This is a genomic window from Nostoc sp. (assembly GCF_036917275.1).
Classification (GTDB): Bacteria; Cyanobacteriota; Cyanobacteriia; order Cyanobacteriales; family Nostocaceae; genus Nostoc.
Genome location: NZ_JBALDF010000056.1, coordinates 111,181 through 136,013 on the forward strand (window position 1 = coordinate 111,181; position 24,833 = coordinate 136,013).

General features: G+C 42.6%; 21 protein-coding genes. 15 read left to right on the top strand and 6 right to left on the bottom strand.

The window, feature by feature from the left end; translation table 11 throughout:
- Nucleotides 1-64 precede the first annotated feature (64 nt).
- From fabZ to V7K35_RS21350, 4 genes are all read left to right on the top strand, one after another.
- Nucleotides 65-589, top strand: coding sequence for a 3-hydroxyacyl-ACP dehydratase FabZ (gene fabZ, locus V7K35_RS21335; protein ID WP_334793667.1), 525 nt, complete (start codon nucleotides 65-67; stop codon nucleotides 587-589).
- Nucleotides 590-898: 309 nt separating this feature from the next.
- Nucleotides 899-1,717, top strand: coding sequence for an acyl-ACP--UDP-N-acetylglucosamine O-acyltransferase (gene lpxA / locus V7K35_RS21340; RefSeq protein ID WP_273762418.1), 819 nt, complete (start codon nucleotides 899-901; stop codon nucleotides 1,715-1,717).
- A 103-nt stretch (nucleotides 1,718-1,820) separates the two neighbouring features.
- Nucleotides 1,821-2,990 (top strand): lipid-A-disaccharide synthase, encoded by a 1,170-nt coding sequence (gene lpxB / locus V7K35_RS21345; RefSeq protein ID WP_335081361.1) that lies wholly within the window; start codon nucleotides 1,821-1,823, stop codon nucleotides 2,988-2,990.
- A 138-nt stretch (nucleotides 2,991-3,128) separates the two neighbouring features.
- On the top strand, nucleotides 3,129-4,385 hold the full coding sequence (locus V7K35_RS21350; protein ID WP_335081363.1) for a DNA cytosine methyltransferase: 1,257 nt from the start codon (nucleotides 3,129-3,131) through the stop codon (nucleotides 4,383-4,385).
- A 217-nt stretch (nucleotides 4,386-4,602) separates the two neighbouring features.
- On the opposite strand, the gene V7K35_RS21355 is transcribed toward V7K35_RS21350, so the two are convergent.
- Nucleotides 4,603-5,700, bottom strand: a complete 1,098-nt coding sequence (locus V7K35_RS21355) for a hypothetical protein (RefSeq protein WP_335081365.1) — start codon at nucleotides 5,698-5,700, stop codon at nucleotides 4,603-4,605.
- A gap of 235 nt (nucleotides 5,701-5,935) precedes the next feature.
- Complete coding sequence (locus tag V7K35_RS21360; protein WP_335081367.1) at nucleotides 5,936-6,457, bottom strand: hypothetical protein; 522 nt, start codon at nucleotides 6,455-6,457, stop codon at nucleotides 5,936-5,938.
- A 243-nt stretch (nucleotides 6,458-6,700) separates the two neighbouring features.
- Between V7K35_RS21360 and nfi the strand changes: the two genes are divergently transcribed.
- From nfi to V7K35_RS21375, 3 genes are all read left to right on the top strand, one after another.
- Nucleotides 6,701-7,366: a deoxyribonuclease V gene (gene nfi, locus V7K35_RS21365; protein WP_335081369.1), complete on the top strand. Its 666-nt coding sequence runs from the start codon at nucleotides 6,701-6,703 to the stop codon at nucleotides 7,364-7,366.
- Nucleotides 7,367-7,473: 107 nt separating this feature from the next.
- The gene (locus V7K35_RS21370; protein ID WP_335081371.1) at nucleotides 7,474-8,022 is read left to right on the top strand and encodes an FHA domain-containing protein; all 549 of its coding nucleotides are present in this window, start codon (nucleotides 7,474-7,476) and stop codon (nucleotides 8,020-8,022) included.
- 65 nt (nucleotides 8,023-8,087) lie between these two features.
- Nucleotides 8,088-10,046, top strand: a complete 1,959-nt coding sequence (locus V7K35_RS21375; RefSeq protein ID WP_335081373.1) for an FHA domain-containing protein — start codon at nucleotides 8,088-8,090, stop codon at nucleotides 10,044-10,046.
- Here the strand turns inward: V7K35_RS21375 and V7K35_RS21380 are convergent.
- Nucleotides 10,038-10,397, bottom strand: coding sequence for a hypothetical protein (locus V7K35_RS21380; RefSeq protein ID WP_335081375.1), 360 nt, complete (start codon nucleotides 10,395-10,397; stop codon nucleotides 10,038-10,040). The genes V7K35_RS21375 and V7K35_RS21380 overlap by 9 nt on opposite strands.
- A 197-nt stretch (nucleotides 10,398-10,594) precedes the next feature.
- Nucleotides 10,595-10,843 (bottom strand): hypothetical protein, encoded by a 249-nt coding sequence (locus tag V7K35_RS21385; RefSeq protein ID WP_335081377.1) that lies wholly within the window; start codon nucleotides 10,841-10,843, stop codon nucleotides 10,595-10,597.
- A 134-nt stretch (nucleotides 10,844-10,977) separates the two neighbouring features.
- Between V7K35_RS21385 and V7K35_RS21390 the strand changes: the two genes are divergently transcribed.
- Together V7K35_RS21390 and V7K35_RS21395 are read left to right on the top strand one after the other, a co-directional pair.
- Nucleotides 10,978-13,362 carry a tetratricopeptide repeat protein gene (locus tag V7K35_RS21390; RefSeq protein WP_335081379.1) on the top strand — a complete coding sequence of 795 codons (2,385 nt, stop codon included), beginning with the start codon at nucleotides 10,978-10,980 and terminating at the stop codon, nucleotides 13,360-13,362.
- Between the two features lie 708 nt (nucleotides 13,363-14,070).
- The gene (locus tag V7K35_RS21395; RefSeq protein WP_335081381.1) at nucleotides 14,071-15,783 is read left to right on the top strand and encodes a putative bifunctional diguanylate cyclase/phosphodiesterase; all 1,713 of its coding nucleotides are present in this window, start codon (nucleotides 14,071-14,073) and stop codon (nucleotides 15,781-15,783) included.
- Nucleotides 15,784-16,198: 415 nt separating this feature from the next.
- On the opposite strand, the gene V7K35_RS21400 is transcribed toward V7K35_RS21395, so the two are convergent.
- Nucleotides 16,199-16,861, bottom strand: coding sequence for a LuxR C-terminal-related transcriptional regulator (locus tag V7K35_RS21400; protein ID WP_335081383.1), 663 nt, complete (start codon nucleotides 16,859-16,861; stop codon nucleotides 16,199-16,201).
- A gap of 210 nt (nucleotides 16,862-17,071) precedes the next feature.
- Here V7K35_RS21400 and V7K35_RS21405 point away from each other — a divergent pair, with 210 nt between their 5' ends.
- From V7K35_RS21405 to V7K35_RS21420, 4 genes are all read left to right on the top strand, one after another.
- Nucleotides 17,072-17,485 carry a DUF6220 domain-containing protein gene (locus tag V7K35_RS21405; RefSeq protein WP_335081385.1) on the top strand — a complete coding sequence of 138 codons (414 nt, stop codon included), beginning with the start codon at nucleotides 17,072-17,074 and terminating at the stop codon, nucleotides 17,483-17,485.
- Nucleotides 17,486-17,549: 64 nt separating this feature from the next.
- Nucleotides 17,550-18,404, top strand: a complete 855-nt coding sequence (locus V7K35_RS21410; protein ID WP_335081388.1) for a sulfurtransferase — start codon at nucleotides 17,550-17,552, stop codon at nucleotides 18,402-18,404.
- A gap of 701 nt (nucleotides 18,405-19,105) precedes the next feature.
- Entirely contained in the window at nucleotides 19,106-20,230 is a 1,125-nt protein-coding gene (locus V7K35_RS21415; RefSeq protein ID WP_335081549.1) for a site-2 protease family protein, read from the top strand.
- 224 nt (nucleotides 20,231-20,454) lie between these two features.
- A complete protein-coding gene (locus V7K35_RS21420; protein ID WP_335081390.1) occupies nucleotides 20,455-20,778 on the top strand; it encodes a hypothetical protein in 324 nt (107 codons plus the stop codon).
- Here the strand turns inward: V7K35_RS21420 and nagA are convergent.
- A complete protein-coding gene (nagA, locus tag V7K35_RS21425) occupies nucleotides 20,775-21,956 on the bottom strand; it encodes an N-acetylglucosamine-6-phosphate deacetylase (RefSeq protein WP_335081392.1) in 1,182 nt (393 codons plus the stop codon). The genes V7K35_RS21420 and nagA overlap by 4 nt on opposite strands.
- 607 nt (nucleotides 21,957-22,563) lie before the next feature.
- On the opposite strand from nagA, the gene V7K35_RS21430 reads away from it, so the two are divergent.
- Together V7K35_RS21430 and purE are read left to right on the top strand one after the other, a co-directional pair.
- Nucleotides 22,564-24,138, top strand: a complete 1,575-nt coding sequence (locus V7K35_RS21430) for a group II intron reverse transcriptase/maturase (RefSeq protein ID WP_335081394.1) — start codon at nucleotides 22,564-22,566, stop codon at nucleotides 24,136-24,138.
- A gap of 125 nt (nucleotides 24,139-24,263) precedes the next feature.
- Nucleotides 24,264-24,782, top strand: coding sequence for a 5-(carboxyamino)imidazole ribonucleotide mutase (gene purE / locus V7K35_RS21435; protein WP_335081396.1), 519 nt, complete (start codon nucleotides 24,264-24,266; stop codon nucleotides 24,780-24,782).
- Nucleotides 24,783-24,833 lie beyond the last annotated feature (51 nt).

Genomic DNA, 24,833 nt, shown 5'->3' on the forward strand with positions numbered 1-24,833 from the left:
TTATTAAGCTTTGGATATACGCCTGCCTACTCAACTTTCAGATGAAAAATCAACTACACGGTCAATGTCAATCCTCACTGAAGTGAATACCATCGATACAACCACATCTACCGAACCACAGGCTAAAAATGAGACTACAATCAGTTCTGAGATTAAAACAAGTTTCACATCTGAAGAAATTCAGAAATTGCTACCCCACCGCTACCCATTTTTACTTATAGATAAAATAATTGACTACGTTCCAGGTAAAAAAGCTGTTGGGGTTAAAAATGTCACTATCAATGAACCCCATTTTCAAGGACATTTCCCTGGACGTCCACTGATGCCAGGGGTGCTAATTGTCGAAGCAATGGCGCAAGTCGGGGGCATTGTCCTGACTCAAATGTCTCCGGAAGAAGACGGACTGTTCGTCTTCGCTGGTATCGATAAAGTCCGCTTTCGCCGCCAGGTCGTACCGGGGGATCAACTAGTAATGACGTTGGAACTGTTATGGGTAAAACAACGTCGTTTCGGTAAGATGCAAGGTCGTGCCGAAGTTGACGGTCAACTTGCTTGTGAAGGGGAATTAATGTTTTCTCTAGTTAACTAAAAGTTTGCTTTCGTGGTATAGGCATAGCCGTGAAGTGCCCTTACTGAATCCTGAAAAAGGATAACAGTTAAAAAAAATCCACAACAGCATCTGAATAATTTATTGATTTTCGACGCCCTCTCTACGAGACGCACTCACAAACACACTTAACTTGCTTTGCCCGACACTTTCGTTCACTGAAATACTTCACGCTCTACCAGTCACCTTGATGGGACGGCAGTAGGTACAACTCTCTTAACCAGAGTAACTACGCTGCCTGAGAAACCCCGTCTGGCGCTGGCTTATCAAGACAGTTCTGGAGATTCACCCTTGAAAACGCTAATTCATCCAACTGCTGTAATTCATCCTAAATCGGAACTCCACCATACAGTGCAAGTCGGTGCCTATGCTGTGATTGGAGCGCATGTCAAAGTGGGCCCTGAAACAATAATCGGCGCTCATGCTGTGCTAGAGGGGCCTTGTGAAATTGGGGCGCAAAATCAGATTTTTACAGGTGCAGCCATCGGCATGGAACCTCAGGATCTCAAGTTTGTGGGAGAACCAACCTGGGTCAAAATTGGTGATAACAACTTAATTCGTGAGTACGTTACTATTAACCGTGCTACTGGTGCCGGTGAAGCGACGGTAATAGGTGATGGGAACCTGCTGATGGCTTATGTCCATGTGGCTCATAACTGCGTGATTGAAGACCAGGTAGTGATTGCTAACTCTGTGGCGTTGGCAGGTCATGTCCATATAGAGTCACGCGCTAGGCTGAGTGGGGTTTTAGGTGTCCATCAATTTGTACATATTGGTAGACAGGCAATGGTAGGAGGCATGGCACGTATTGACCGGGATGTGGCCCCATATATGCTAGTTGAGGGAAATCCGGCGCGGGTACGAACCCTCAACCTTGTCGGACTTAAACGCTCTGGTATGGACTCAGCAGATTTGCAAATGCTGAAAAAAGCCTTCCGTATTCTCTACCGTTCTGATTTGTCCTTTAAGGATGCCTTGGAACAACTGGAACTGTTAGGGGATAGCGAAGAATTGCAGCATCTGCGCCGCTTCCTGCTACTTTCTCAGATGCCAGGAAGGCGTGGCTTGATTCCCGGTAAGGGGAAAAAAGGCGTGAGTGATGAATCGTGAATTATAAGTTAGGAGTTATGAGTTGATGAATTAAATTTTTAACTCCTAACTCCTAACTATTCACTACCTCACTTTTAAGTTTTCACTAATTACCAATTATCAAATGCGGATATTTATCAGCACTGGCGAAGTATCTGGCGATTTACAAGGGTCGCTGCTAATTACAGCGCTGAAGCGTCAAGCTGTGGCGATTGGGTTGGAATTAGAGATTGTGGCATTGGGCGGCGAAAAAATGGTAGAGGCTGGGGCAACTCTATTGGGAAATACCAGTAGTATTGGCTCAATGGGTATTCAAGAAGGGCTGCCTTATATTTTACCGACTCTCCAAGTGCAACGTAAGGCGATCGCTTCCCTAAAGCAAAATCCACCTGACTTGGTGGTGCTGATCGATTACATGAGTCCGAATATAAAAATTGGGACTTACATGAAACAGCATCTGCCAGATGTGCCTGTGGTATATTACATCGCTCCCCAAGAGTGGGCTTGGTCAGTCAATTTCCGTAGGACTAACAGGATTGTTGGTTTTACAGACAAGCTGTTGGCAATCTTCCCACAAGAAGCCAGTTACTTTCGCGAACAAGGGGCAAAAGTTATTTGGGTAGGGCATCCATTGGTTGACGGAATGCAAGACGCTCCCAGTCGCCAAGCAGCTCGTGCAACATTGGGGATTGCACCAGAACAGATTGCGATCGCACTCCTCCCCGCCTCTCGCCACCAAGAACTAAAATATCTTTTACCAATTATTTTTCAAGCCGCCCAAACTATTCAAGCTAAATTACCTGAAGTTCATTTTTGGATTCCCCTATCTCTGGAAGTCTATAGACAGCCAATTGAAGAGGCTGTTGAGCGTTATGGTTTGCAGGCTACAGTTGTATTGGGTCGACAAAAGGAAGTTTTTGCGGCGGCTGATTTAGCTATTAGTAAATCTGGTACTGTCAACTTGGAACTGGCTCTGTTAAATGTGCCGCAAGTTGTAGTTTACCGCCTCAGTTCCCTGACTGCTTGGATAGCTCGTAACATTCTCAAAGGTTCCATAACCTTTGCATCACCACCCAATTTAGTAGTGATGAAGCCGATTGTGCCAGAATTTTTACAAGAGCAAGCCACACCAGAGAATATTATCCAAGCAGCGATGGAACTGCTACTCAATCCCCGTCGCAGACAGCAAACTTTGCTAGATTATGAAGAAATGCGGCAAAGCTTAGGAGAAGTTGGGGTGTGCGATCGCGCTGCTCAAGAAATTTTGCAAATGCTATCAGGGACTGGGGACTAGGGATTAGGGACTGGGAAAATTTTGTATATTTAATACGCGATACTCAATACTCAATACCCAATTCCCAATCTCTAATCCCCAATACCCAATACCCAATCCCCAGTCCCTAATCCCTTTAGAGGCGTCATGGCTTATGAGATGAAAAAACAAAGAGCGATCGCAGTTGATTTGTTCGCTGGCGCGGGCGGTATGACTCTTGGCTTTGAGCAAGCTGGCTTTGATGTGCTGGCGTGCGTGGAAATCGACCCGATCCATTGTGCAACACATGAGTTCAACTTCCCTTTTTGCTCAGTTTTATGTAAAAGTGTTGAACAGACAACCGGGAAAGAAATTAGGAATCGGTCTGAAATTGGCGATCGCGAAATTGATGTGGTAATTTGTGGCTCACCATGTCAAGGATTTTCCCTAATTGGTAAACGGGCTATTGATGATCCACGAAACTCTTTGGTGTTTCACTTTCATCGACTGGTTTTGGAGCTAAAACCGAAATTTTTTGTGATGGAAAATGTGCGGGGGATCACAGTTGGCGAACATAAACAAATCCTCCAAACCTTAATTAGCGAGTTTAAAACTTACGGCTATAAGGTAAAAGAAAGTTATCAAATTCTCAACGCTGCACATTACGGAGTACCACAGTCCCGTGAGAGATTATTTCTCATAGGCGCAAGGGAGGATCTAGAGTTACCGAAATATCCTCAACCGATTACTAAACAAGCATTACCAAATAATTTAAATTCTAAAAAAATATCTGACATTCCATTGAGTCCTACAGTATGGGATGCAATTGGAGATTTACCTGAAATAGAAAAATATCCTGAGTTACTAACGAGAAATTGGGTAACAGCAGAATACGGAAAGCCTAGTAACTACGCTCGGATACTTCGCGGGATCAGATGCCTAAACGATGATTATTCTTACAAACGTGAATATGATTTGCAAATACTTTCTTCAAGTTTAAGAACAAAACATTCAACAGAAACTATTCAACGTTTTCAGGAGACTCAACAAGGCGAGAGAGAAAAAATTAGTCGTTTTTATAAGCTGCACCCTGCTGGTGTCTGCAATACTTTAAGAGCCGGAACAGACAAGTATAAGGGTTCTTTCACATCTCCTAGACCGATTCATCCATTTACGCCCCGTTGTATCACAGTCAGAGAAGCAGCAAGATTACATTCTTACCCCGATTGGTTTAGATTTCATGTAACTAAATGGCACGGATTTAGACAAGTCGGTAACTCTGTACCACCCTTACTAGCAAAGGCTGTGGCGGCAGAAATTATTCGCAGTTTAAATATTTCGCCTTTTAAACCGAGTTTGGGATACAAGTTGCCAGAGGAAAAGCTACTACAATTTAATATGTCCCAAGCGGCACAACATTATCAGTCCTGTTTATAAGAATACACTCTGTAATATGTGCAAGGTTGGGCTAAGTCTAGGCACGGAAGAATATACTATCTTCCCAGATATTACCAGTCCGTTCAGCGATCGCTGTTAATTCTTCCTTTTTAAGAGGCACAAAAGCCCGTGCTGTCTTAACATTATTCTCTAGATGTCTACGACAGGCTATGCCTACGCACTGCTTTTTCTAGTTTAACTTTAAGGTGCGATCGCATTACTTGCCACCGACGGCATTTTTCTCAGCGTAGTTCAGATTTTTATGATATTCTATGATTTTTTGCTGGGCTATTATATAATTTGGGCTAGAAGATGGCACAGTTTTCATAAGTGCGATCGCAGCTTCCCACTGACTTACAACTGTTTTCCACTCATCTGGAGATTTTGCTGATTGAGTAAGGTTAGCTGCATTAATTGCTTTACTTACTGCCTCTCGGAATGTATCAGTTTCAAGTAACACAGTCGGCGATTTGGAAATCACTGGTGAGGGTGTAACTAATACAGACTTTGATGAGATTTGTGTTGGAACTTTAGAGGTAAAGGGAGGTATCTCTACAAATTTTGATGAAAAGTATATTCCTACAGCAATTGAAAATATTAAAAAAATAAGCAGCCAATTTTTATTTAAATTACGATATTTATGTTGATTCTTGATGATTGGGATTTCTTCTTTATTTGAGAAAGTATTTGATTTCATTTTGTGTAAACCCATTTCACCGCGCAATCTATTTAGTTCTTTATCTGCCTTTAAATCAGTGGTGGATTTACTTGCATCTATTTCTTTATTGCCAGAATAAGTAGATATAATTCTGTGTCTTACCAAATATTCAATTTGATAAGTTATTGCCCCACCAGAAATATAGAAAAACCCCAATATTAACATTATATTATTAATATTTGGTATTTGTGTGTAGTCTTCAATTAGTCTGACATAATTAAGATTAATGGATGGTAGAAGTATTGTAGAAAACAAAGCTGTTATCAGTGTAGAAATCGCAATTACAAGCCAAGCATACAATCCTTCCCACCAACTCATTATTCCTGGTAAGAATCCTTGTGTTCTACCTATTTCCGGTGCCTGAATTTCTGGTATAAATCGACCAATGAGCAAGTGTAAGCAGTGATGAGTAAAAGAAATTATAGGAATTGGAGATAGGAGTAACAGTATTGTAAATATAAAAAATAATTCTGGACTGTTTACAAAATAGACGATCTGATAGCCGATTTTTCCAGTATTATTGATTATAAATATAATAACTCTCAAAAATAGAGTCAAAATCAATGCTTTTAACCAAGAACTAGGATAAGGAAACATAAAGGCCAGTAAAACTTTTGTAGCTTTTGCTTACTAACTTCCTGAATATTCGGCTGTGTCATAACCAATAAATCCGAAAATCTGAGAAATATCTTCTATCTCATGGTTCCCTAGTTACAGGTAAAAATAACATTTTTAGCCCCATATTTATAATTTACTTAGATTTACTATACTTATTGTAAAAACCTCGATTATAAACTCTTTGTCTGCACCTATATGTGAAGCATATTAAATACTAACGTTCCTTTGTAATCACAGAAATCCCATTACTAATACTTACTTTTTGGACAAAAATTTCAGTATAGGATGATAAAATATCACTACTTATTTGATTGGCAATCAATTCAAAATCTTGGTTTGTTAATCCTTGTGCAGTATCACCACTTAAGTTAATACAAATAGTTAGAGTTTGAGAATTACTAGAAGACTGTTCATCATCTATTGTTTCTATTTCAACTTCTGCTATGCCCAAATCAAACTCTTTACTCCAAGCTGGAAACTCCTCACCCGTTTGTTGTCCGTAAACTTTCACTCTTTCAATAGATGCAGCCCCTAAACCAGTTAAACCTTTGCGAATAAATGCAACTAAGGTTTGCCGATTTGGTACTTGGGCAGATTCTAGGATTACCTCTAAGCAAGCATCTTTGAAGGCAACTTTTGCAGTGATCCCTTTGGGGTATAGATGGCGGTTCATCAGAGATGCGATCGCCTGGGTATCTCCCTGTTTTGCAAGTTTTAGAATATTTGGCTGTGTCATAACCACTAAAAGAGAAAATTTAGGAAATTAAACTGATATTCTCAGGATTCCCTCTTGACAGCCGGAAGTAACATTATGATGCAATATATAAGGTAATCTGGGCTAAAATATCTAGTATAAAGATAGTATTTCACAGATTTTTGTAATAAAGATATTTTCCCGGTATCTACATCAAAAACTCTTGTTTTTGTGTTTGCCAAATTAACAAGATTAATATTAATCAGTTTAATTCCACTTTTAAATATGAAAATTTATCACGATCATGCTTGGCCTTCAACGCTGGAAGAAGCCATAGTTATCCAAGAAAAGCTGCGCGATCAAGTAATTACTGAGGATCAACTGCAAGAACCTATCCAGTACGTTGCTGGAGTGGATATGGGTTTTGAAGCTGATGGAACAATTAGCCGGGCAGCTGTCGCAGTCCTGAGTTTCCCTGATTTGCAAGTGCTCGAGACAAGCCTAGCACACCGTCCTACGAGCTTTCCTTATATTCCTGGGTTCCTCTCATTTCGGGAAATTCCAGCCGTTCTTGATGCCTTAGAGAAGATTAAAACAACACCAGATATGATCCTGTGTGATGGTCAAGGAATTGCTCATCCCCGCAGATTAGGTATAGCTAGCCATCTAGGGTTACTTATAGATATGCCAACAATTGGTGTAGCTAAGTCGAGGTTGATAGGTAAGCATGAAGAATTGGCAGAAACCAAAGGCAGCACACAAGCACTAATATATAACGGTGAAACTATTGGGGCAGTTTTGCGATCGCGCACCGGAGTAAAACCTCTGTACATCTCCAGTGGCCATCGAATTAGTTTACCGACAGCAATTGACTATGTATTACGCTGCACGCCAAAATATCGCCTGCCAGAAACTACACGCATTGCAGATAAATTAGCGTCGGCGAAATAAAGCTTGTTGAAGTTTTTTCTAAAGACTTGCTTGCACCGACTCAATCGTGTTAGGAATCGCACAGATAGAAGCTGAAGTAGCTAAATACAAGTTATGAAGTTAGAACAATGAACGCACTAACTTTACAGTGGCACGATGCAGGTAAAGATAAAACTCAGAACATTTACGAACAACAGTCAAGTCAAAATCCTGGCACTGTCCGCATCGGTCGCGACCCACTCCGGTGCGATATTGTTCTGAGTCACCCTACTGTCTCTGGTCTGCACGTTGAAATCTTTTTTCATCACCAGCAACAGGGCTTTTATATCAGGAATTTGCGATCGCAAAATCCCCCTATTGTCGATGGACGGCAATTAGTCCAAGGTGAAATGCCTTTAACTGAAGGCACTAATATCTCTTTAGGACAAATAAAACTCAACGTTACTAGCATTTCCACGGGCAGCATTCCAGCAACAATTTTGCTCTCACCCCATCCACCAGTACACGGACATCATCACTATCCAGCCACACCCCCCGCACCACTGCCAGGAGTTTATGGTTTAGAATGCCCCAAATGTCATAAAGTTTCGCCAGGAGAGAATTTACAAATTGGCTGTCGTTGGTGTGGGACATCTTTGGCTGCGGCTGTGAGTGTGTTAGTAGCACCGGGTAGTTGAGAAGGAGGGCAGAGGGGCATACTTCGACTGCGCTCAGTAACCAGGGGAGCAGAGGGGAATGACTAATGACAAATGACTTACAAATTAAATTGAGTTGGGAAGATCCAGCGACGGGAGAACGGCGAGAACCAATGTTGAGTATGCCGATCGCTTTTGGTCGAGAATTCGCTCGGTTACCTGCTGAACTCAGGGGAGGGCGGGTTTCTAGGATGCTGCTTAACAGTAACGAAGTTTCTCGGTATCATGCCCTAATTGAGTGGGAACAAGACCATTTGGTGGTGATTGACCAAGGTAGCGTTAACGGTGTGTATGTCAACGGTCAACCACAAACCCGCAGTGTCCTGGTTAATGGCGATACGTTGCAAATTGGCCCCTATGTGATCATGGTGACATTTGCTGCTAGCGCCTCTGCACCAGATACCACCCCCCCTTCAACGATTCACTTCAATGCAAAGACCAATCTCCCAGACCCCAGTTTGCCTGCCGTTCAGCCGCTAAGACCCTTGGCGAGTAATTTCCCGCCATTAGCGTTTCAGTCCCAAAAAGTCGCTGTGCAAGCACTTCATGCTACGGGTTTACCAGTAGATGAATCTGATTATCTAGCGATCGGGGCAGGACTGGGTAGCTTTTTTTGGGCTGATTTGCTGCGAATTAGTGGTGTGCCTGCTGACAAAATTGTAGCTTTGGGATTAGAGGCGGAGCCTTATGCTCGTTACAAGCGCCTTTGTTTGAATTCGCAAATTCCCTTACATGAAAGACTGCGATCTAATTCTGACTCTTGTCCTGATAATATTTGGGGTTGGCCAAGTTATGCCTTGCGTGAGGCTTGGCACGATTTCACCAAGGGAGAGATGAAGTCAGCATTCAAGTATTTGTGGCAAGTGTTTGCTGAACCAACATTTGCAGAAACTTATACTCCGCGTGCGGGTAATGTCTTTGATTCCATAGATAGGGAGGCGAAGCGGATTGGCTGGAATCAAATTTATCGCTATGGGCGAGTTAGGGTAATTCGCAAAACTGATGATGGCAGGTATTGCGTAGCTTATTCTCGTGGGCCAGGAAATTATGCTTTTTTAGTTACTCGTTATTTACATTTAGCTACTGGGTATCCAGCAATTCAGTTTCTCCCAGATTTGCAAGCTTATAGGGAAAAATATCAAGACTTTAAATCTGTCGTCAATGCTTATGAAGCCCATGATCATGTTTATGAGCAACTAGAGCAACGAGGTGGTACAGTATTGATTCGTGGGCGGGGAATTGTGGCTTCGCGGATTATTCAACGGATTTATGAAGCTAGAAAGCGAAATCAGAATATTGCAGTTTTGCATTTAATGCGATCGCCTAAACCCCAAGGCAATAAATTTCAAAATACCCAGCGCCTCGTCAAAAATCATTACGAATTTCAACCCTTTAACTGGCCGAAAGCTTGTTGGGGCGGCGAACTCCGGGCAATGTTAGAAAAAGCTAGTCCTGATGAACGCAAGCGTTTACTAGCAGACTGGGGTGGAACTACCACCGCCGACCGCCACGACTGGCAACAAATTACTGCCCAAGGCATCAGCGAAGGTTGGTATCAAATTACCTTCGGAGAGGTTTTGGATGTAGAACGAGATGCCCAAAACCGGACTATTACCCGTATCCGAGAGCAAAGCTTTGGGGAAATGAAACTGCTAGCTGACTTTATTGTTGATGCTACTGGACTAGATGCCAAAGTAGATGCCAATCCTCTCATAGCAGATTTGGTGAAACATTACAACCTCCCAGTGAATCACCTGGGACGATTGACTGTAGCGAACAATTTTGAATTAGTAGAAATGCGTAGTGATAAAGGTCAAATGTATGCTGCTGGAGCTATTACTTTAGGTGGCCCTTATGCAGCAGTTGATAGTTTCTTGGGCTTGCAATATGCCGCATTAGTGGCCGTTGATGGACTCGCCGCCGCCCGTGCGCCTGGAGTTCAAAGGTTGAATGTTGTAAGTTCCTTTGGACAGTGGTTGAAGTGGGCATTAAATCAGTCACCTTAGTATAAGGAGGCAGAAGGCAGGAGAAATAGAGTATTTACCTGGCTGTTTCGAGTACCAAATTCCAAATTTGAGGTTCAGAGGCTCAACGTTCGAGTAAAAAGGTGCAACGTTCGAGTAAAAAGGTGCAACGTTCGAGTAAAAAGGCTCAACGTTCGAGTAAAAAGGCTCAACATTGAGGTTCAAAGGTTCAACGTCGAGGTTCAAAAGCTTAACGTCGAGGTTCAAAAGCTCAACATTGAGGTTCAAAGGCTCAACGTCGAGGTTCAAAAGCTCAACATTGAGGTTCAAAAGCTCAACATTGAGGTTCAAAGGCTCAACATTGAGGTTCAAAGGCTCAACGTTCAGGTTCAAAAGCTCAAAGTCTCAAGTAACAGGCGATACCTTCAGCCCGCCTGCGATTCAAATCGCAGGCTAACAGCATAAGTCAGTTAAAACTGACTCAAATTAACTAAAATTTAGTCCGTTTGAATGGACTTAAGCTATTAGTCTCGGAATTGATTCCGAGGCGGGATAGCAACGAAGCGAAGAATTTGCCTTTGCTAGTCCCCTCACTTAGTTTTTTCGCTTGTTGGGCGTACTAAAGTTTTAACTAAACCCGTAATCGCCACAATCATAGAGGCAATTCCCCCAATCGACAATGAAGTTAAAATTGCCGCCGCGAGAATGATTTCAGTAGGACTGTATCCATCTCGCATCCAGGTAGATGGATTCTCTACCGATGTTGGCGAGGCGGGGATTAATTGCAAAGTTTGGGTGGTTTGATTAGAGTTGACTGGAGTTGTTAAGGCAGTTTTCATGGCTGAACCTCTTCTAAATGTTTCTATGCAAATGGTATTTCTGCCAGAAGAAGAGGAGATTCCCTAGAAATGGAGACAAAGTAGAGAGAAGGTAGAAATTAAGTAGAATCGAGAAGAAATCTCACAAGCTGTCTATGCAATGGGCTGATTTTCTAGCCAACGAAGCTGCTACTAATAGCTTATCCCCAGAGCAAACGGCAGCTTTTGTTGAGCGATTGAAGACTGAAAACTCAGGGAAGAGTGAGGCAAAACTTGCCAACGAGTTGAATATTAGTGCGGCTGCATTGAAAAAGCGGATGACTGAGGTTTATGACAAATTCGCCCAGAGTTATCCTGAGTTAGCCAATTCTGAAAGCCGGGGTAAGCTAGAAAAGTTACGGGCTTGCCTGACAAGGAAATATAATGGCGGGCAAGATATCCACCCCACAATAAAAGAAATTCATCACAATATTCCCCCTGCTATTCCATTTGAAAAATTTGTGGGGCGTGAGGCGGAACTAGAAAACCTGCACTCCTCATTACAAACATCTTGGCAAGTTGCGATTGTGGCTGTGGCGGGTATGGGTGGAGTTGGCAAAACTGAACTGGCTACCCAATACGCCAAACAGCATTTACAGAATTATCAAGGTGGGGTTTGCTGGTTATCTGCACAGAGTACTGATGTGGGAATTCAGATTCTCAGATTTTTTGAATTAAAATTCAACAGAATTACACCGGACGACTGGGAATCAGCAGATAGACTGAGATACTGCTGGCAGAATTGGCAACAAGGTGAAGTGCTGCTGGTGTTTGATAATGTCACCGACTACAAAAAACAGGTTCAGCCTTATCTACCCCCAGAATCACCCCGGTTTAAAGTATTGCTGACAACGCGCGAGAAATTTGACAGAACTTTGCCGCAATTACGTTTGGGTGTTCTCAAACCATTAGCGGCGATGAAATTATTAAAATCGCTGGTTGATAGAGAACGACTTAAAAGCGAACCTTGGGTTGCGAGAGAAATTTGTAAATTCTTGGGATATTTGCCTTTGGCGTTAGAGTTGGTGGGGCGATATCTGGATACAATGCCAGATTTGTCTCTGGAAACACTGCTGAAGCGGCTAGAAAAAAAGCGACTGGAACACGAAGCAATAGCCAAGACTAACCAATTGATGCATTATGAATATGGTGTGGCTGAAGCTTTTGGATTGAGTTGGGAACAGTTGGATGAAAATGCACAACGCTTAGGCTGTAGGCTGAGTTTGTATGCTTTGGCTGATATTCCGTTATTAGTGGAGACGATAGAAGATGATGATGAACAAGAACTCTGGGAAAAAGCTATAGCCCAGTTGCGGAAACTGCATTTAATCCAATGGCAAAGTAAAGGAATTTATCGTCTACATCCACTGATTCGGCAATTTTTCCAAATGAAGTTGGATGAGTCAAGTGAGGCGGATAAGCTAAAAACAATCTTTGCAGCGCTTATGCTAGAGGTCGCAAAGCAAATTCCTCCACAGCCTAACCGTGAAGATATTCTCAACCTCACTCCCTTTATCTCCCACATTGCAGAAGTTGCAATCCACCTATCACAATATCTCAGCGACGAGGATTTAATTTGGCCTTTCACAAGCTTAGGCTGGTTTTATGAGGGTCAAGGACTTTATCAGCAAGCAGAACCTTGGTTACAACTGTGTGAAAAATTCACTAAAAATCGTCTTGGTTTAGAACATCCCCATGTCGCTACTAGCCTGAACAATCTCGCAGGACTCTACGTTTCTACAGGACGTTACAACGAAGCTGAACCCCTATTTGGGCAAGCTTTAGAATTAAGAAAACGTCTGTTGGGAGAAGAACATACTGATGTTGCTGCTAGCCTGAACAATATTGCAGAACTCTACCGTTTGACAGGACGTTACAGCAAAGCAGAAGTACTGTTTAAACAAGCTTTAGAACTGAACAGACGTTTGCTAGGAGAAGAACATCCTGATGTCGCCACTAACCTGAACAATCTTGCATTACTCTACGGTTTTACACAATGCTACAATAAAGCCGAACCCCTGTTTAAACAAGCTTTAGAACTGAGTAAACGCCTGTTGGGAGAAGAACATCCCAATGTCGCCACTAGCTTGAATAATCTGGCAGAACTCTACGTTTCTACAGGACGCTACAGCGAAGCCGAACCCCTGTTTGAGCAAGCTTTAGAACTGAGTAAACGCCTGTTGGGAGAAGAACATCCCGATGTCGCCACTAGCCTGAACAATCTTGCAAAACTCTATCGTTCTACAGGACTCTACAGTAAAGCAGAAATGCTGTATCAGCAAGGTTTAGAACTGAGTAAACGCCTGTTGGGAGAAAAACACCCCGCTGTCGCCACTATCCTGAACAATCTCGCAGAACTTTATCATTTTACAGAACGCTACAGCGAAGCCGAAACCTTGTTTCAGCAAGCTTTAGCAATTTGCGAACAGACTTTAGGTGTAGGTCATCCCGATACAATGAGGGTTCGGGGAAATTATGCCAGGTTCTTAAAAGAAGCATAGCGCTACGCGATCGCACCCTTTCACAAAATCACACCAAATTAATGCCACACAACAGTTGTAGTTCAAACTTTAGCAGCGATCGCTCCCTCTTAATCTCTTTCTCCGTGTCCTCTGCGCCTCTGCGGTTCGATTTCCATGCTAATTGACAACGTGCAATTACCCTTTTATATCTAAAGTACAGTGAAAAATAGAGCGTAGGCGTAGCCCGTCGTAGACATCGCATAGCCATTTTGAGTACAAACACTCAAAATTTGAGGTTTAGAGGCTTTGAAAGTCCCTTAAAGGATGTTTGAAAAGTATTATTACTAATATCAAAATCTCAGAAATCTAACCCAACGAATAAGCTTTCCCTCTCTTAGACCTCTTGCATAAATCTAAATTAGTGAACTTAAACTACGGGTAAACACTCACATGCATCAGTGTTTATCTGTCCTTAATTTTGCTCTCACATCACATTTAAATCAACTGATCACTACTATTATCGTAACAATTAATACAATTAAACTTTGATTTTGGAATTGTTTGTGGAATAAGTTTTACAGAAACTTTATCGTTATAGATATTAAGTATAAACCTATGTTGGGAAGCATAATATATAACCTGATGAGGGTTGGGTTCCATGAGAGCTAATTCTACTGGATTGCGAATCAAAAATACTCTTTTGCCAGGATAGCTCGGAACTAATTCGCCAACTATCAAACAGAATTTATGAAACTCGATCACAAGCTCTACTTGTATTCATTCCTAGCTCATTTCGGATGGCTCAAGAAAAGTTACACAGCTAAAATCATGTTGGTGGCATTTTTGGGCACTCATGTACCACTTCTGACCTTACTCTTGAGTTTCATCATCTCAAACTCCTATTCCTTGGAGATGGCGGTGCGAGTTATGATCATTGCTCTGTTGGCTACCTTAGCGGGTACGGCTGCCACTCTCTACGCCCTACACTATCTCCTCAAACCAGTCATTTTGACATCTGCTGCATTGCAAAACTATCTGAATACCAAAACACTACCTGAACTGCCTACAGAATTTGTTGATGAAGCGGGTACCTTGATGGCGGATACCTCACAAACTCTTCACAAATTAGATGAGTTAATTCACTACATCACTAATTATGATGATCTAACTGGATTGCCCAATCGTGATTTATTTCGCGATCGCCTCTATCAAACTCTATCTCAACCTGAAAACAACCAGCGCCTTGTAGCTATCTTTTTCCTGGCTATTGATGATTTCACCGATATTAGTCATGGGTTAGAGCATGAGACAACAAATTTGTTGTTAAGAGCAGTTGCTTATAGGTTATCAACCTGCATGGCGCAAACGGATATTCTTGCCCATTTAAGTGGAGATGAATTTGCCCTTGCCCGCATTAACATTCATTCTTTTGAAAATATGATTAAGTTATCTCAGATGCTTTTGAGTACCCTGAGCAAACCCTTTTTTATAAAGGGTAACTCGATTCATCTCACCGCTAGCATTGGTATCACAATTAATGACTTAAATGATCCTAATAGTGTAGATAAACTCTTGCAACAGGCTCACATAGCACTGTATCAGGCGAAGCAGCAAGGGCGTAGCCAATACCAATTCTATTCGCCAGAAATTAATGCTCAGTTGCAGGAGCGACTGACTTTAGAAAATGAATTACATGGAGCGCTTGGGCGCAATGAAATGCTGGTTTATTATCAACCTATAATTGATTTACAGAGTGGACAAGTTACAGCTATGGAAGCGTTAGTTCGCTGGCAGCATCCTACGTTCGGTTGGATTTCTCCAGTAAAGTTTATTCCCATTGCAGAAGCCAATGGTTTGATCGTACCAATTGGCGAATGGGTCTTACGAACTGCTTGCGCCCAAAACCGTGCTTGGCAGCTTGCTGGATTTACCCCAATTCGGATATCTGTGAATTTGTCAGCTCGACAATTTGAACAACCAAATCTAGTTGAGATCATCAGCCAGATTCTTGAGGAGAATGGACTCCAAGCATCTTACCTGGAACTGGAAGTGACAGAAAGCTTCTTGATGGGTGACATTGAGCGATCTGTTAAAACTTTAAAGCAATTACGAGAACTGGGTATATGGTTGGCTCTAGACGACTTTGGCACGGGTTATTCCTCATTGAACTACTTAAAGCGTTTTCCTGTGAACATGCTCAAGATTGATCAGTCATTTGTGCAGGATGTCATATTTAATCCTGATAGCGCCGCCGTCACCGATGCGATCATTGCCTTAGCAAAGAGCCTCCGGTTGAAGATCACGGCAGAGGGTGTGGAAACTCAAGAACAGCTTGAATACCTGCAAATGCGGGAATGTGATGAAGGTCAGGGTTTCTACTTTAGTCGTCCTGTTCCTGCTGATATAATTGGTGCAATGTTGCACAAAAGTTCTCAGCAGATGGAGACAGTTGCAGCATAGGTGGATGCCTAATACCAATTCTGGATGAAGATGCGCCTATAGTGCAAGAAATAAAGAACGAACCGCCAAGAGCGCCAAGTACGCCAAGAAATAATTAATTAAGAGATTTGGCGCAGCTTCACAAATAAATGGTATAAGCCATTACAACGTGTTCCATTTTGTACCTATCTAGGCGGCCACCCGAATACTTGTATAACGCTACGCACCTAGATTGAGATTCTTTTTGTGTGGTAAAAAAATTGTCCGGGTTTAGCCGCATTAGAATCTATTGGCAAATTCGCAGTAGTAAAAAAGGCAAGGCTAATCCTCTAGGAACTGCGATCGCCCATTGTCTGCGAAATCCTTGAGTTTTAACCACTTGACATTAATGGCAGGATGCCCACCCCATAAGAATCATCTCTTGATTCAGCAATATCTATTTTGAAACTGTGGAAAGCTTTGCAACCATCTGAGTCCGTGATGAAACCTCAAGCTTGCGAAACATCCTTTTTAAGGCTTGCTTGACAGAGTTTTCAGTAATCCAAAGTTCAGCACTAATTTCTGCATTGGTTTGTCCTTCAGCCACCAAGTCAGCAATTTGCATTTCACGAGGCGTTAAACGCTTTGTCTGTAATAGTGGTTGTTGTAATCTCACCGTTGCTACCCAAGTCGAAACGTGCAGACAAAGCGCACTCAAATCTATAAGATTTTGTGAGTCAAATGCAGGCATTCCTTGCTTACGGGTAAAACCTACCACGCCTACTAACTGACCATTACTGACAATCGGCCCTGCCATAACGTGCCAGTGATCAGCACGAGGACAAATCAACTTCCACGTCTTAGGTTCTACTACCAAAGCTTCATGAACAGGGGCATGGTGTTCTAGTAAGTAGCGTGCAACTGGATTGTGTTGGGGTGATAATGCAATTTGCATTGCTTTTTGGAGCTTGCTGTCAACTAGAGAAATTTGAGCAAAGAAAAATAGCCCACCTCGTGTAGCTGAAAAATACTGACTCATTTCTGCGGATATGTGCGATCGCAACGTCTGTTCATCTTTAGCTTGAGCAATTGCATGAAATAGAGCTTGTAAGGCAATCATGATTGGCAAAGTGTACCCTTTCGAGGTCTAGGCGCAGTATAGCAACCAGACTTATCTTAGCTTTAGTCACATCAATAGGACTTACGCACACTCTACGATTCTTGGCGTTCTTGGCGTCTTGGCGGTTCGATAAATTAAGCTTTTTGGCAATTTTTGCGTAAGTCCTAATCAAGTCAAATCCTTTGTTTGCTTTTTTTGGATTACTTTACCATGACTGTAAATTCTGGCATTGATCACACACAGATATCCGGGCGCTGGATTCAAATTAGTTTTTTAATCGTAGCAGTGTTTTTCAATCTCTGTTTAGCAACCCAAGTATTGAGTGTTGGATTAGCTTACTTTTACAACTCTGATTGGTGGAACCTACATATTTGGCTCGTGCGAGGATATAGCGGACTCTCACTAATTTTATTGATATGGGTGTTTTTGATTCCCTTTCCCTCAAGAGTCCAGAGCCTTACAGCAAGTATACCAGTACTGCTGGGACTGCAATTTCTCACAATTCACTTGAAGACTTCTTTTCCTTTAGCAGTCTTCCACCCACTTATCGGCTTTTCCTTATTCTCTATTTCTACAACCCTAGTACATCGGACATCACACATCGTATTTCCTAACCACAACTAAGACTAAATCCGAAAAGGAAACACAACTTTCAATTCTTTTAGCCATATTACAGGAGAAATATTAAATGTCTCAATACGCTGATTCATCCGTTCTCGTTGATACCCAGTGGCTAGCAAATCATCTCAGCGATCCAAACGTTCGCATTATCGAAGTAGATATGAGTCCAGAGCCGTACAAAAATGCTCACATTCCTGGTGCTGTCTTCTGGAACATATTTACAGACTTACTATTGCCTGATTTGAAGATGAATTGGGATGCACAAGCTTTTGAGAAGTTGATGGCACGTTCAGGCATCACCAATGACACAACAGTGATTGCCTATGGTAGTTATCCTGGAACAGGAGCCTGGATTTTCTGGTTATTAAAAGTCTTTGGGCATGAGAATGTCCGAGTTCTCAATGGTGGCTACCAGAAATGGAAGTCAGAAGCTTGTCCACTGGCAACTGAGTTATCCACCTTTGCTAACACTGATTACCATGCCAAAACTCCTGATGCTCATCTGCGAGTATTACATAATGAAGTTCAGGCATCGATTGGTAGAAGCGATGTCTACAACGGGCTACGCCAAAGCGTATTGTTGGATGTCCGAACACTTCAAGAATATTGTGGTGAGTGGTTTTTCAATCAGCCACCAAAAGCAGGTGAACTCACTGGACATATTCCAGGTGCAGTGCATCTTGAGCATATCTTAATTCTCAATGAGGATGGAACTTTTAAATCATTTAACGACCTGAAAAATCTTTATAATAGTCATGGCATTACAGCTGATAAAGAAGTATTCCCCTACTGTACTATCGGTGCGCGTTCTGGATACATCTGGTTTGTCTTGAAGTATTTATTGGGTTATCCGAATGTTCGGAATTATGATGGCTCTTGGAATGAGTGGAGTCGCCTCCCTGATGTAGCGATCGAGAGATAGTCAGAGTTATTTGGAAATATACTTGCTTTTCTTGTACCCATTTTCTTGAGCGTGATACTAAGCCTGGGGATAATCCCTGCCCTTTTTGGTGATGGTACGAAGTGTGACTGCTGCTATCTTCTCCTTTGTAGCGCCGCGTTTTACTAAAGCTTTCATTACTAGAAGATATATCTGATTTACTAGAGTTCACTTCAATATCCCATAGTTCTTAGTACAGCATTTCAGTAATTCATAGCAAATTAATCAAAGACAATACCCTGCAATGCTAATGCGTTGGCTTACATTGTTAATGCGTTGGCTTACATTGTTAATGCGTTGGCTTACATTGTTAATGCGTTGGCTTGCATTGTTATTGCGTTGGCTTGCATTGTTATTGCGTTGGCTTGCATTGTTAATGCGTTGGCTTACATTGTTAATGCGTTGGCTTACATTGTTAATGCGTTCCCCTACATTAAAAACGCTATGCTTCTATGTAAAATTGTACTTAGCGATTATTAGAGTTTATCTTGTTTATCTCCTAGTTCTCTAGTAAACGCTTGAAGATGTCATTACTCTTGTTCGCAATATTCCCAATAACCGCACCTTTACCGACGGACACCACTACCGTCATCAAGATTAAAATCTCTTAACCTTTCGTTACACTAAAGACATCGAGAAGGATGAAAGCAAACCTCTCGAAGCTGAAATCAAAGGTGAACGACATGAATGGCACAATTCGCGTTGGTAATCTCTTCGGAATTCCCTTCTATATCCATCCGTCGTGGTTTTTAGTTCTGGGCTTAGTAACTTGGAGCTATAGCAGTGGACTGGCGGCGCAATTTCCCCAATTGTCTGCGGGATTAGCTTTACTATTAGGATTGATGACAGCGCTGATGTTATTTGCCTCTGTCGTCGCCCATGAATTAGGCCATAGTTTCGTTGCGATTCGTCAGGGAATTGATGTTAAATCCATCACACTGTTTATATTTGGCGGTTTGGCTAGCTTAGAAAAAGAGTCAAAAACCCCAGGTGAAGCTTTCTGGGTAGCAATCGCAGGCCCGTTAGTTAGCTTCATACTATGCGGTATCGTTACAGTGATTGGTGTTACTACTGCTGCATCAGGGCCGTTAGCGGCAATTCTTGGTGTTCTAGCTTCTGTTAACTTGGCATTAGCCCTGTTCAATCTTATTCCTGGCTTGCCCTTAGATGGCGGAAATATACTGAAAGCTATCGTTTGGAAGATTACAGGTAATCCTTATAAAGGTGTGACCTTTGCTAGTCGAGTTGGGCAAATCTTTGGTTGGGTAGCAGTTCTTTCTGGTGTACTTCCCCTACTATTATTTGGCAGCTTCGGTAACTTGTGGAATTTGTTAATTGGCTTCTTCTTGTTGCAAAATGCTGGTAATGCGGCTCAATTTGCCAGAGTGCAAGAAAAACTCACAGGTTTGACCGCTGAAGATGCTGTAACTCTCGATAGCCCAATTGTATCTGCTAATCTTACCCTGAGAGAGTTTGCCGATGAGCGAGTCATAAGTGGGCAAAACTGGCATCGGTTTTTAGTGACTGATGATCATGGACAATTAGTAGGTGCGATCGCTGTTGATAATTTACGAACCATCCCAACAGCATTGTGGTCAGAAACTCAAGTCAAAGAAGTCATGCGACCAATTACCGAATCTACCACAGTCCAATCCGATCAACCTCTGCTGGAAGCCATGCAGTTACTCGAACAACAAAAGCTATCTGTGCTTCCCGTAATTCGTGAGAATGGCGTTCTAGTTGGAATCTTAGAAAAAGCTGCAATTATCCAACTACTTCAAAGCCGAACTCAACCTAGCCCTGCATAGTTTATTGACACTTTCCCACCAAGCTACGCTGTGGTGGGAAATTTTTTTTCCCCATAAGCAGGAGTAACAGACGCAAAAGCCAGTGGTCTAAAGGATTTTAAACAAGATTACCCCGTTAATAAACGATGGTGCGATCTTTAAAGTTCAATAAATCAAGTATCATGTACTTATATTGTTAGTCAACACCTGATCTCTAAATCACACTAGACATAGGAGGATGATATATGAATTCGACAAATCCCCCTGAAAACGTGATTAATTATTTGCAGACTATTTTGGCTGCCACTGCGGCGGGAAATTACGAACTTTTTCTTACGGTAGGTGATTTAGAGTACAGAAGAGATATTACCAAACAAATATTTGACCAAGTTAGCTCCCCGCTAATTCCACGCATGTCTGAGGGTTATACAACTACTTATTTCGGTCATCTCAAACAAGGAGAAACTCAGACCTATTTGTGGAAGCTGAGTTTTGCTGATGATGGACATGAATTTATAGTACGTGTGGGGATGAAGGAAGACAAAGTTAATCTGATATGGATTACTTAAGATATACCCATATCTGCGGTGATAGCACGTTCCCAAGTTAATTCTTTTGTAGTTTCATCCCAATGCCAGCGTAATAAATTAGCGGGTTGACTCTTGGCAATTCCTGGTAAACCAATCGCTTGTCTAGGTGCATTAGTAGCTAAAGCGATCGCACTTTCTACGTCACAAATTCCCCACTTCATCAAATTCTGCACTCCCACCAATAAGGGTAAAGTCGTCCCAGACAAAGTGCCATCCGCTAGTTGTGCTGTACCGTTTTTAACTTCAATTTGCCGACTATCCCAAGGATACACGCCATCGGGTAGCCCCAAAGGTGCAAGGGCATCGCTGACAAGAAATAACCCTTTTTCTTCATAGCTAGCGCGAAGTAAAATTTGCAGCATCGTGGGTGAAACGTGTTTCCCATCAGCAATAAAACTACACATTACATCAGGATGAATAATTGCTGCCCCTAATAATCCTGGTTCGCGGTGATGTAATCCTGGCATAGTGTTGAAAGCATGAGTTACCATCGTTGCACCCTGATCAAAGGCACGTTGCGCTTGGGCAGCTGTTGCTTGAGAATGCCCTAAACTGACAGTAATCCCCAAAGAACGCAAATATGGAATTACTTCACCAGTGGGATCTAACTCCGGCGCTAAGGTGATCACTTTCACAATATGGGCATAATCAGCCAAAACCCGCTTTACCTCGTCAATTGTTAGAGGTAACAGGTACTCTGCTGGGTGTGCGCCGCGCTTTTGGAAATTTAAAAATGGGCCTTCTAGATGTACTCCCAGAATCTTGGCACCTGCTTGCTGACTAAGGAGAACCTCAGCAATAATAGCAAGCGATCGCTGAATATTTTCTACCGAAGTTGTTACAAGTGTCGGTAAAAATCCATCTATTCCAGCATCCCACAAAAATTGTGAGATTTTCACCAACAAGTGAGCATTTTCAACTGTCAAATCGGGAAATGCCAAACCTAAAGCACCGTTAATTTGCAAATCAACGCCACCTAGAGAAATCCAGTCACCTGCTACATCTAGTAGAGGCGCACGGCTGTGTACTCCTAGTGTAGCCATTGGCAAGATTTGCTCAATTATGCCCTCTTGATTAACCAAGAGCATCTGCAAATTTTTGTAACCAGGCACTCTAGCATTGATAATGTCTACGGGACTTTGTGTTGCTTGAATCATCACACTGGTGAAAAGAAAGCTAAATCTCATCCGATTTTAGATGAAAGTGCGATTCGTTGCTTAGTGAATCACGGTATCCAGCCCGTACATAACTAAGCCAGCCCGACAGCAGATCACTGTCATTAAAGGCTGAACTCTCGGTCAGATGCAAGTGCAAGTCTTGCCATTCAGACTCAGAATTGACTCCTTACCTGCCCACACCGAACAAGCTCGGTTCTTGTAGAGTGAAGCTGGGAACAGGGTGCAATCAGACAGCCGTTGCGGGCTGACACTGGCGCTAACAGGGAGTTCCCATGATGAAACAGAGCCTATAAAAGCATCTTATAAAAAGGCAGGACGCAACACAAAAACCCCTGACCTCACTGGAGTTCATTCCCGCCGAATAATTTCATAATATCGGCAAAGAGTCTAGGGAATCCAGTAGGTGAATTGGCTACATCTAAAGGAACAATCAATCTCTCCGAGGGAACGAATAAAAACGAGTCAAAGGTCTTGGGGAAGTCGAACCCCAGGTAGGTAAGACGGGATACGGAAATCCTTTGAGTCGGGTAGGACGCAACGTAATTGTTGCGAGGTGTTCAGAAAAATACAAACTCCAGAAGAGAAAATGATTAGACACAGTTATAAAACTAGTGAATCTTGGAAAGCCTTACCGTGGAAGAAATTCCGCCGAAATCTTTTCCGCCTTCAAAAGCGCGTATTTAAAGCTGTTCAAGTTGGAGACAAGCGGAAAGCGCGGTTACTCCAAAAGCTTATTCTAAAATCAACCTCGGCTCGATTTCTTGCAATTAGACTTGTATCTCAGCTAAATGCTGGTAAAAAGACGGCTGGTATTGATGGTAAGAAATCCCTTTCATTCATAGAACGCTTCAACCTTGAAGAACTACTGAAAATGAATAGTGGAAACTGGAAGCATCAAGGACTACGGGAAATCCCCATCCCCAAGAAGGATGGGACTACCAGAATGCTTAAAATACCTACCATCGCGGATAGAGCCTGGCAATGCCTCGCAAAATACGCACTCGAACCAGCGCATGAAGCCACTTTCCACGCCAGGAGCTACGGGTTCAGAACTGGGCGCTCTGCCCATGATGCACAACGGTACATCTTTGGAAACCTTAATTCTAGTTCCAACGGAATAGAAAAACGAGTAATCGAACTCGATATCGAAAAGTGCTTCGACCGGATTAACCACACGGCAATAATGGACGAACTCATTGCCCCTAAAGGCTTAAAACTCGGAATATTCCGATGCCTCAAGGCTGGAGTCAACCCAGAATTTCCCGAACAGGGTACACCACAAGGTGGAGTGGTTAGCCCATTACTAGCAAATATCGCACTCAACGGGATTGAGAGTATACACAGACATCACGCAAACCTAAAACACAGAATCACTGATAAAACCTCAACCAAGGATATCAGAGAGCCATCAATCCGCTACGCGGATGACATGGTTATTATACTCCGACCCAAAGATGACGCAACAGAGATACTTGAAAGAATCAGCGAGTTTCTCCGCAAACGCGGAATGAATGTAAGCCAAAAGAAAACCAAAGTTACCGCCGCGACAGATGGGTTTGATTTCCTCGGTTGGCATTTCAAAGTGCAAAGCAATGGAAAGTTTAAAAGTACTCCCTCAGTGGACAACTTCAAAGCGTTCCGTAAGAAAGTAAAACACATCGTCAACAACTCGAATTATGGCGCTACCACAAAGGCTGAGAAATTAGCCCCAGTAGTTAGAGGGTGGAGAAACTACCATAAGTTCTGCAAGATGGACGGGTCAAAGTTATCACTTTGGCTCATGAACCACAGAGCCTGCACGGTATTTAACAAGGAAACCAAGCAATTACGCCACACTAGCAAAGAGTTAGTTAAAAAAGCATTCCCAGCAGTTTCCTACTCCGAAAATAAACACGTCATGGTTCAGGGAACAAAATCCCCCTATGACGGAGATACAGCCTACTGGAGCGAACGTAAAAGTAAGCTCTACGACGGCGAAACTTCTATTGCCCTTAAGAAGCAAAGCCATAGATGTGCTTCCTGCGGTTTAAAGTTCATCGATGAGGAACGGGTTCACCTGCATCACATCGATGGAAATCATGGCAACTGGAAGAAAAATAATCTTGAAGCAATTCACGAGAGTTGCCACGATTACAAACACATGAGCAAAAGCGCAAGCTGAGAACATCGGGAGCCGTGTACACGGAAACGGGTACGCACGGATCTAACTGAGAGGTGCGGGGAATAATATCCCTCATCGACTCAAACCAATCGGCGATTAATCCAAAATCAAAAATCAAAAATTCTATGACTCCTTTAGTCGGTATTATCATGGGCAGCGATTCCGATTTGCCCACTATGAAAGACGCGATCGCAGTTTGTGAGGAATTTGGCGTTGAGAGCGAAGTGGCGATCGTTTCTGCTCATCGTACCCCAGAACGGATGGTACAATATGCTCAACTTGCACACCAACGCGGTATTAAGGTGATTATTGCTGGTGCCGGTGGTGCTGCTCATCTGCCTGGAATGGTAGCGTCTTTAACTCCACTTCCTGTGATCGGTGTTCCTGTACCCACCCGTAACTTACAAGGTGTTGATTCTTTGTATTCTATTTTACAGATGCCTGCTGGTATTCCTGTGGCAACAGTAGCGATCGGTAATGCCAAAAATGCCGGACTTTTAGCAGTACAAATCCTCGCAACTGGCCAACCAGAATTGCTAGAAAGAGTGCAGCAATATCGCCAAACCCTATCTGAATCAATAATTGCAAAGCAAGCAAAACTAGAAGAACTAGGTTATGAGCAATATTTACAGCAGATGTTTTAATAAATGTTAACAGCAGAGTGGTGCAGCAGCAGAGCAGCAAGTCTTTCCCCT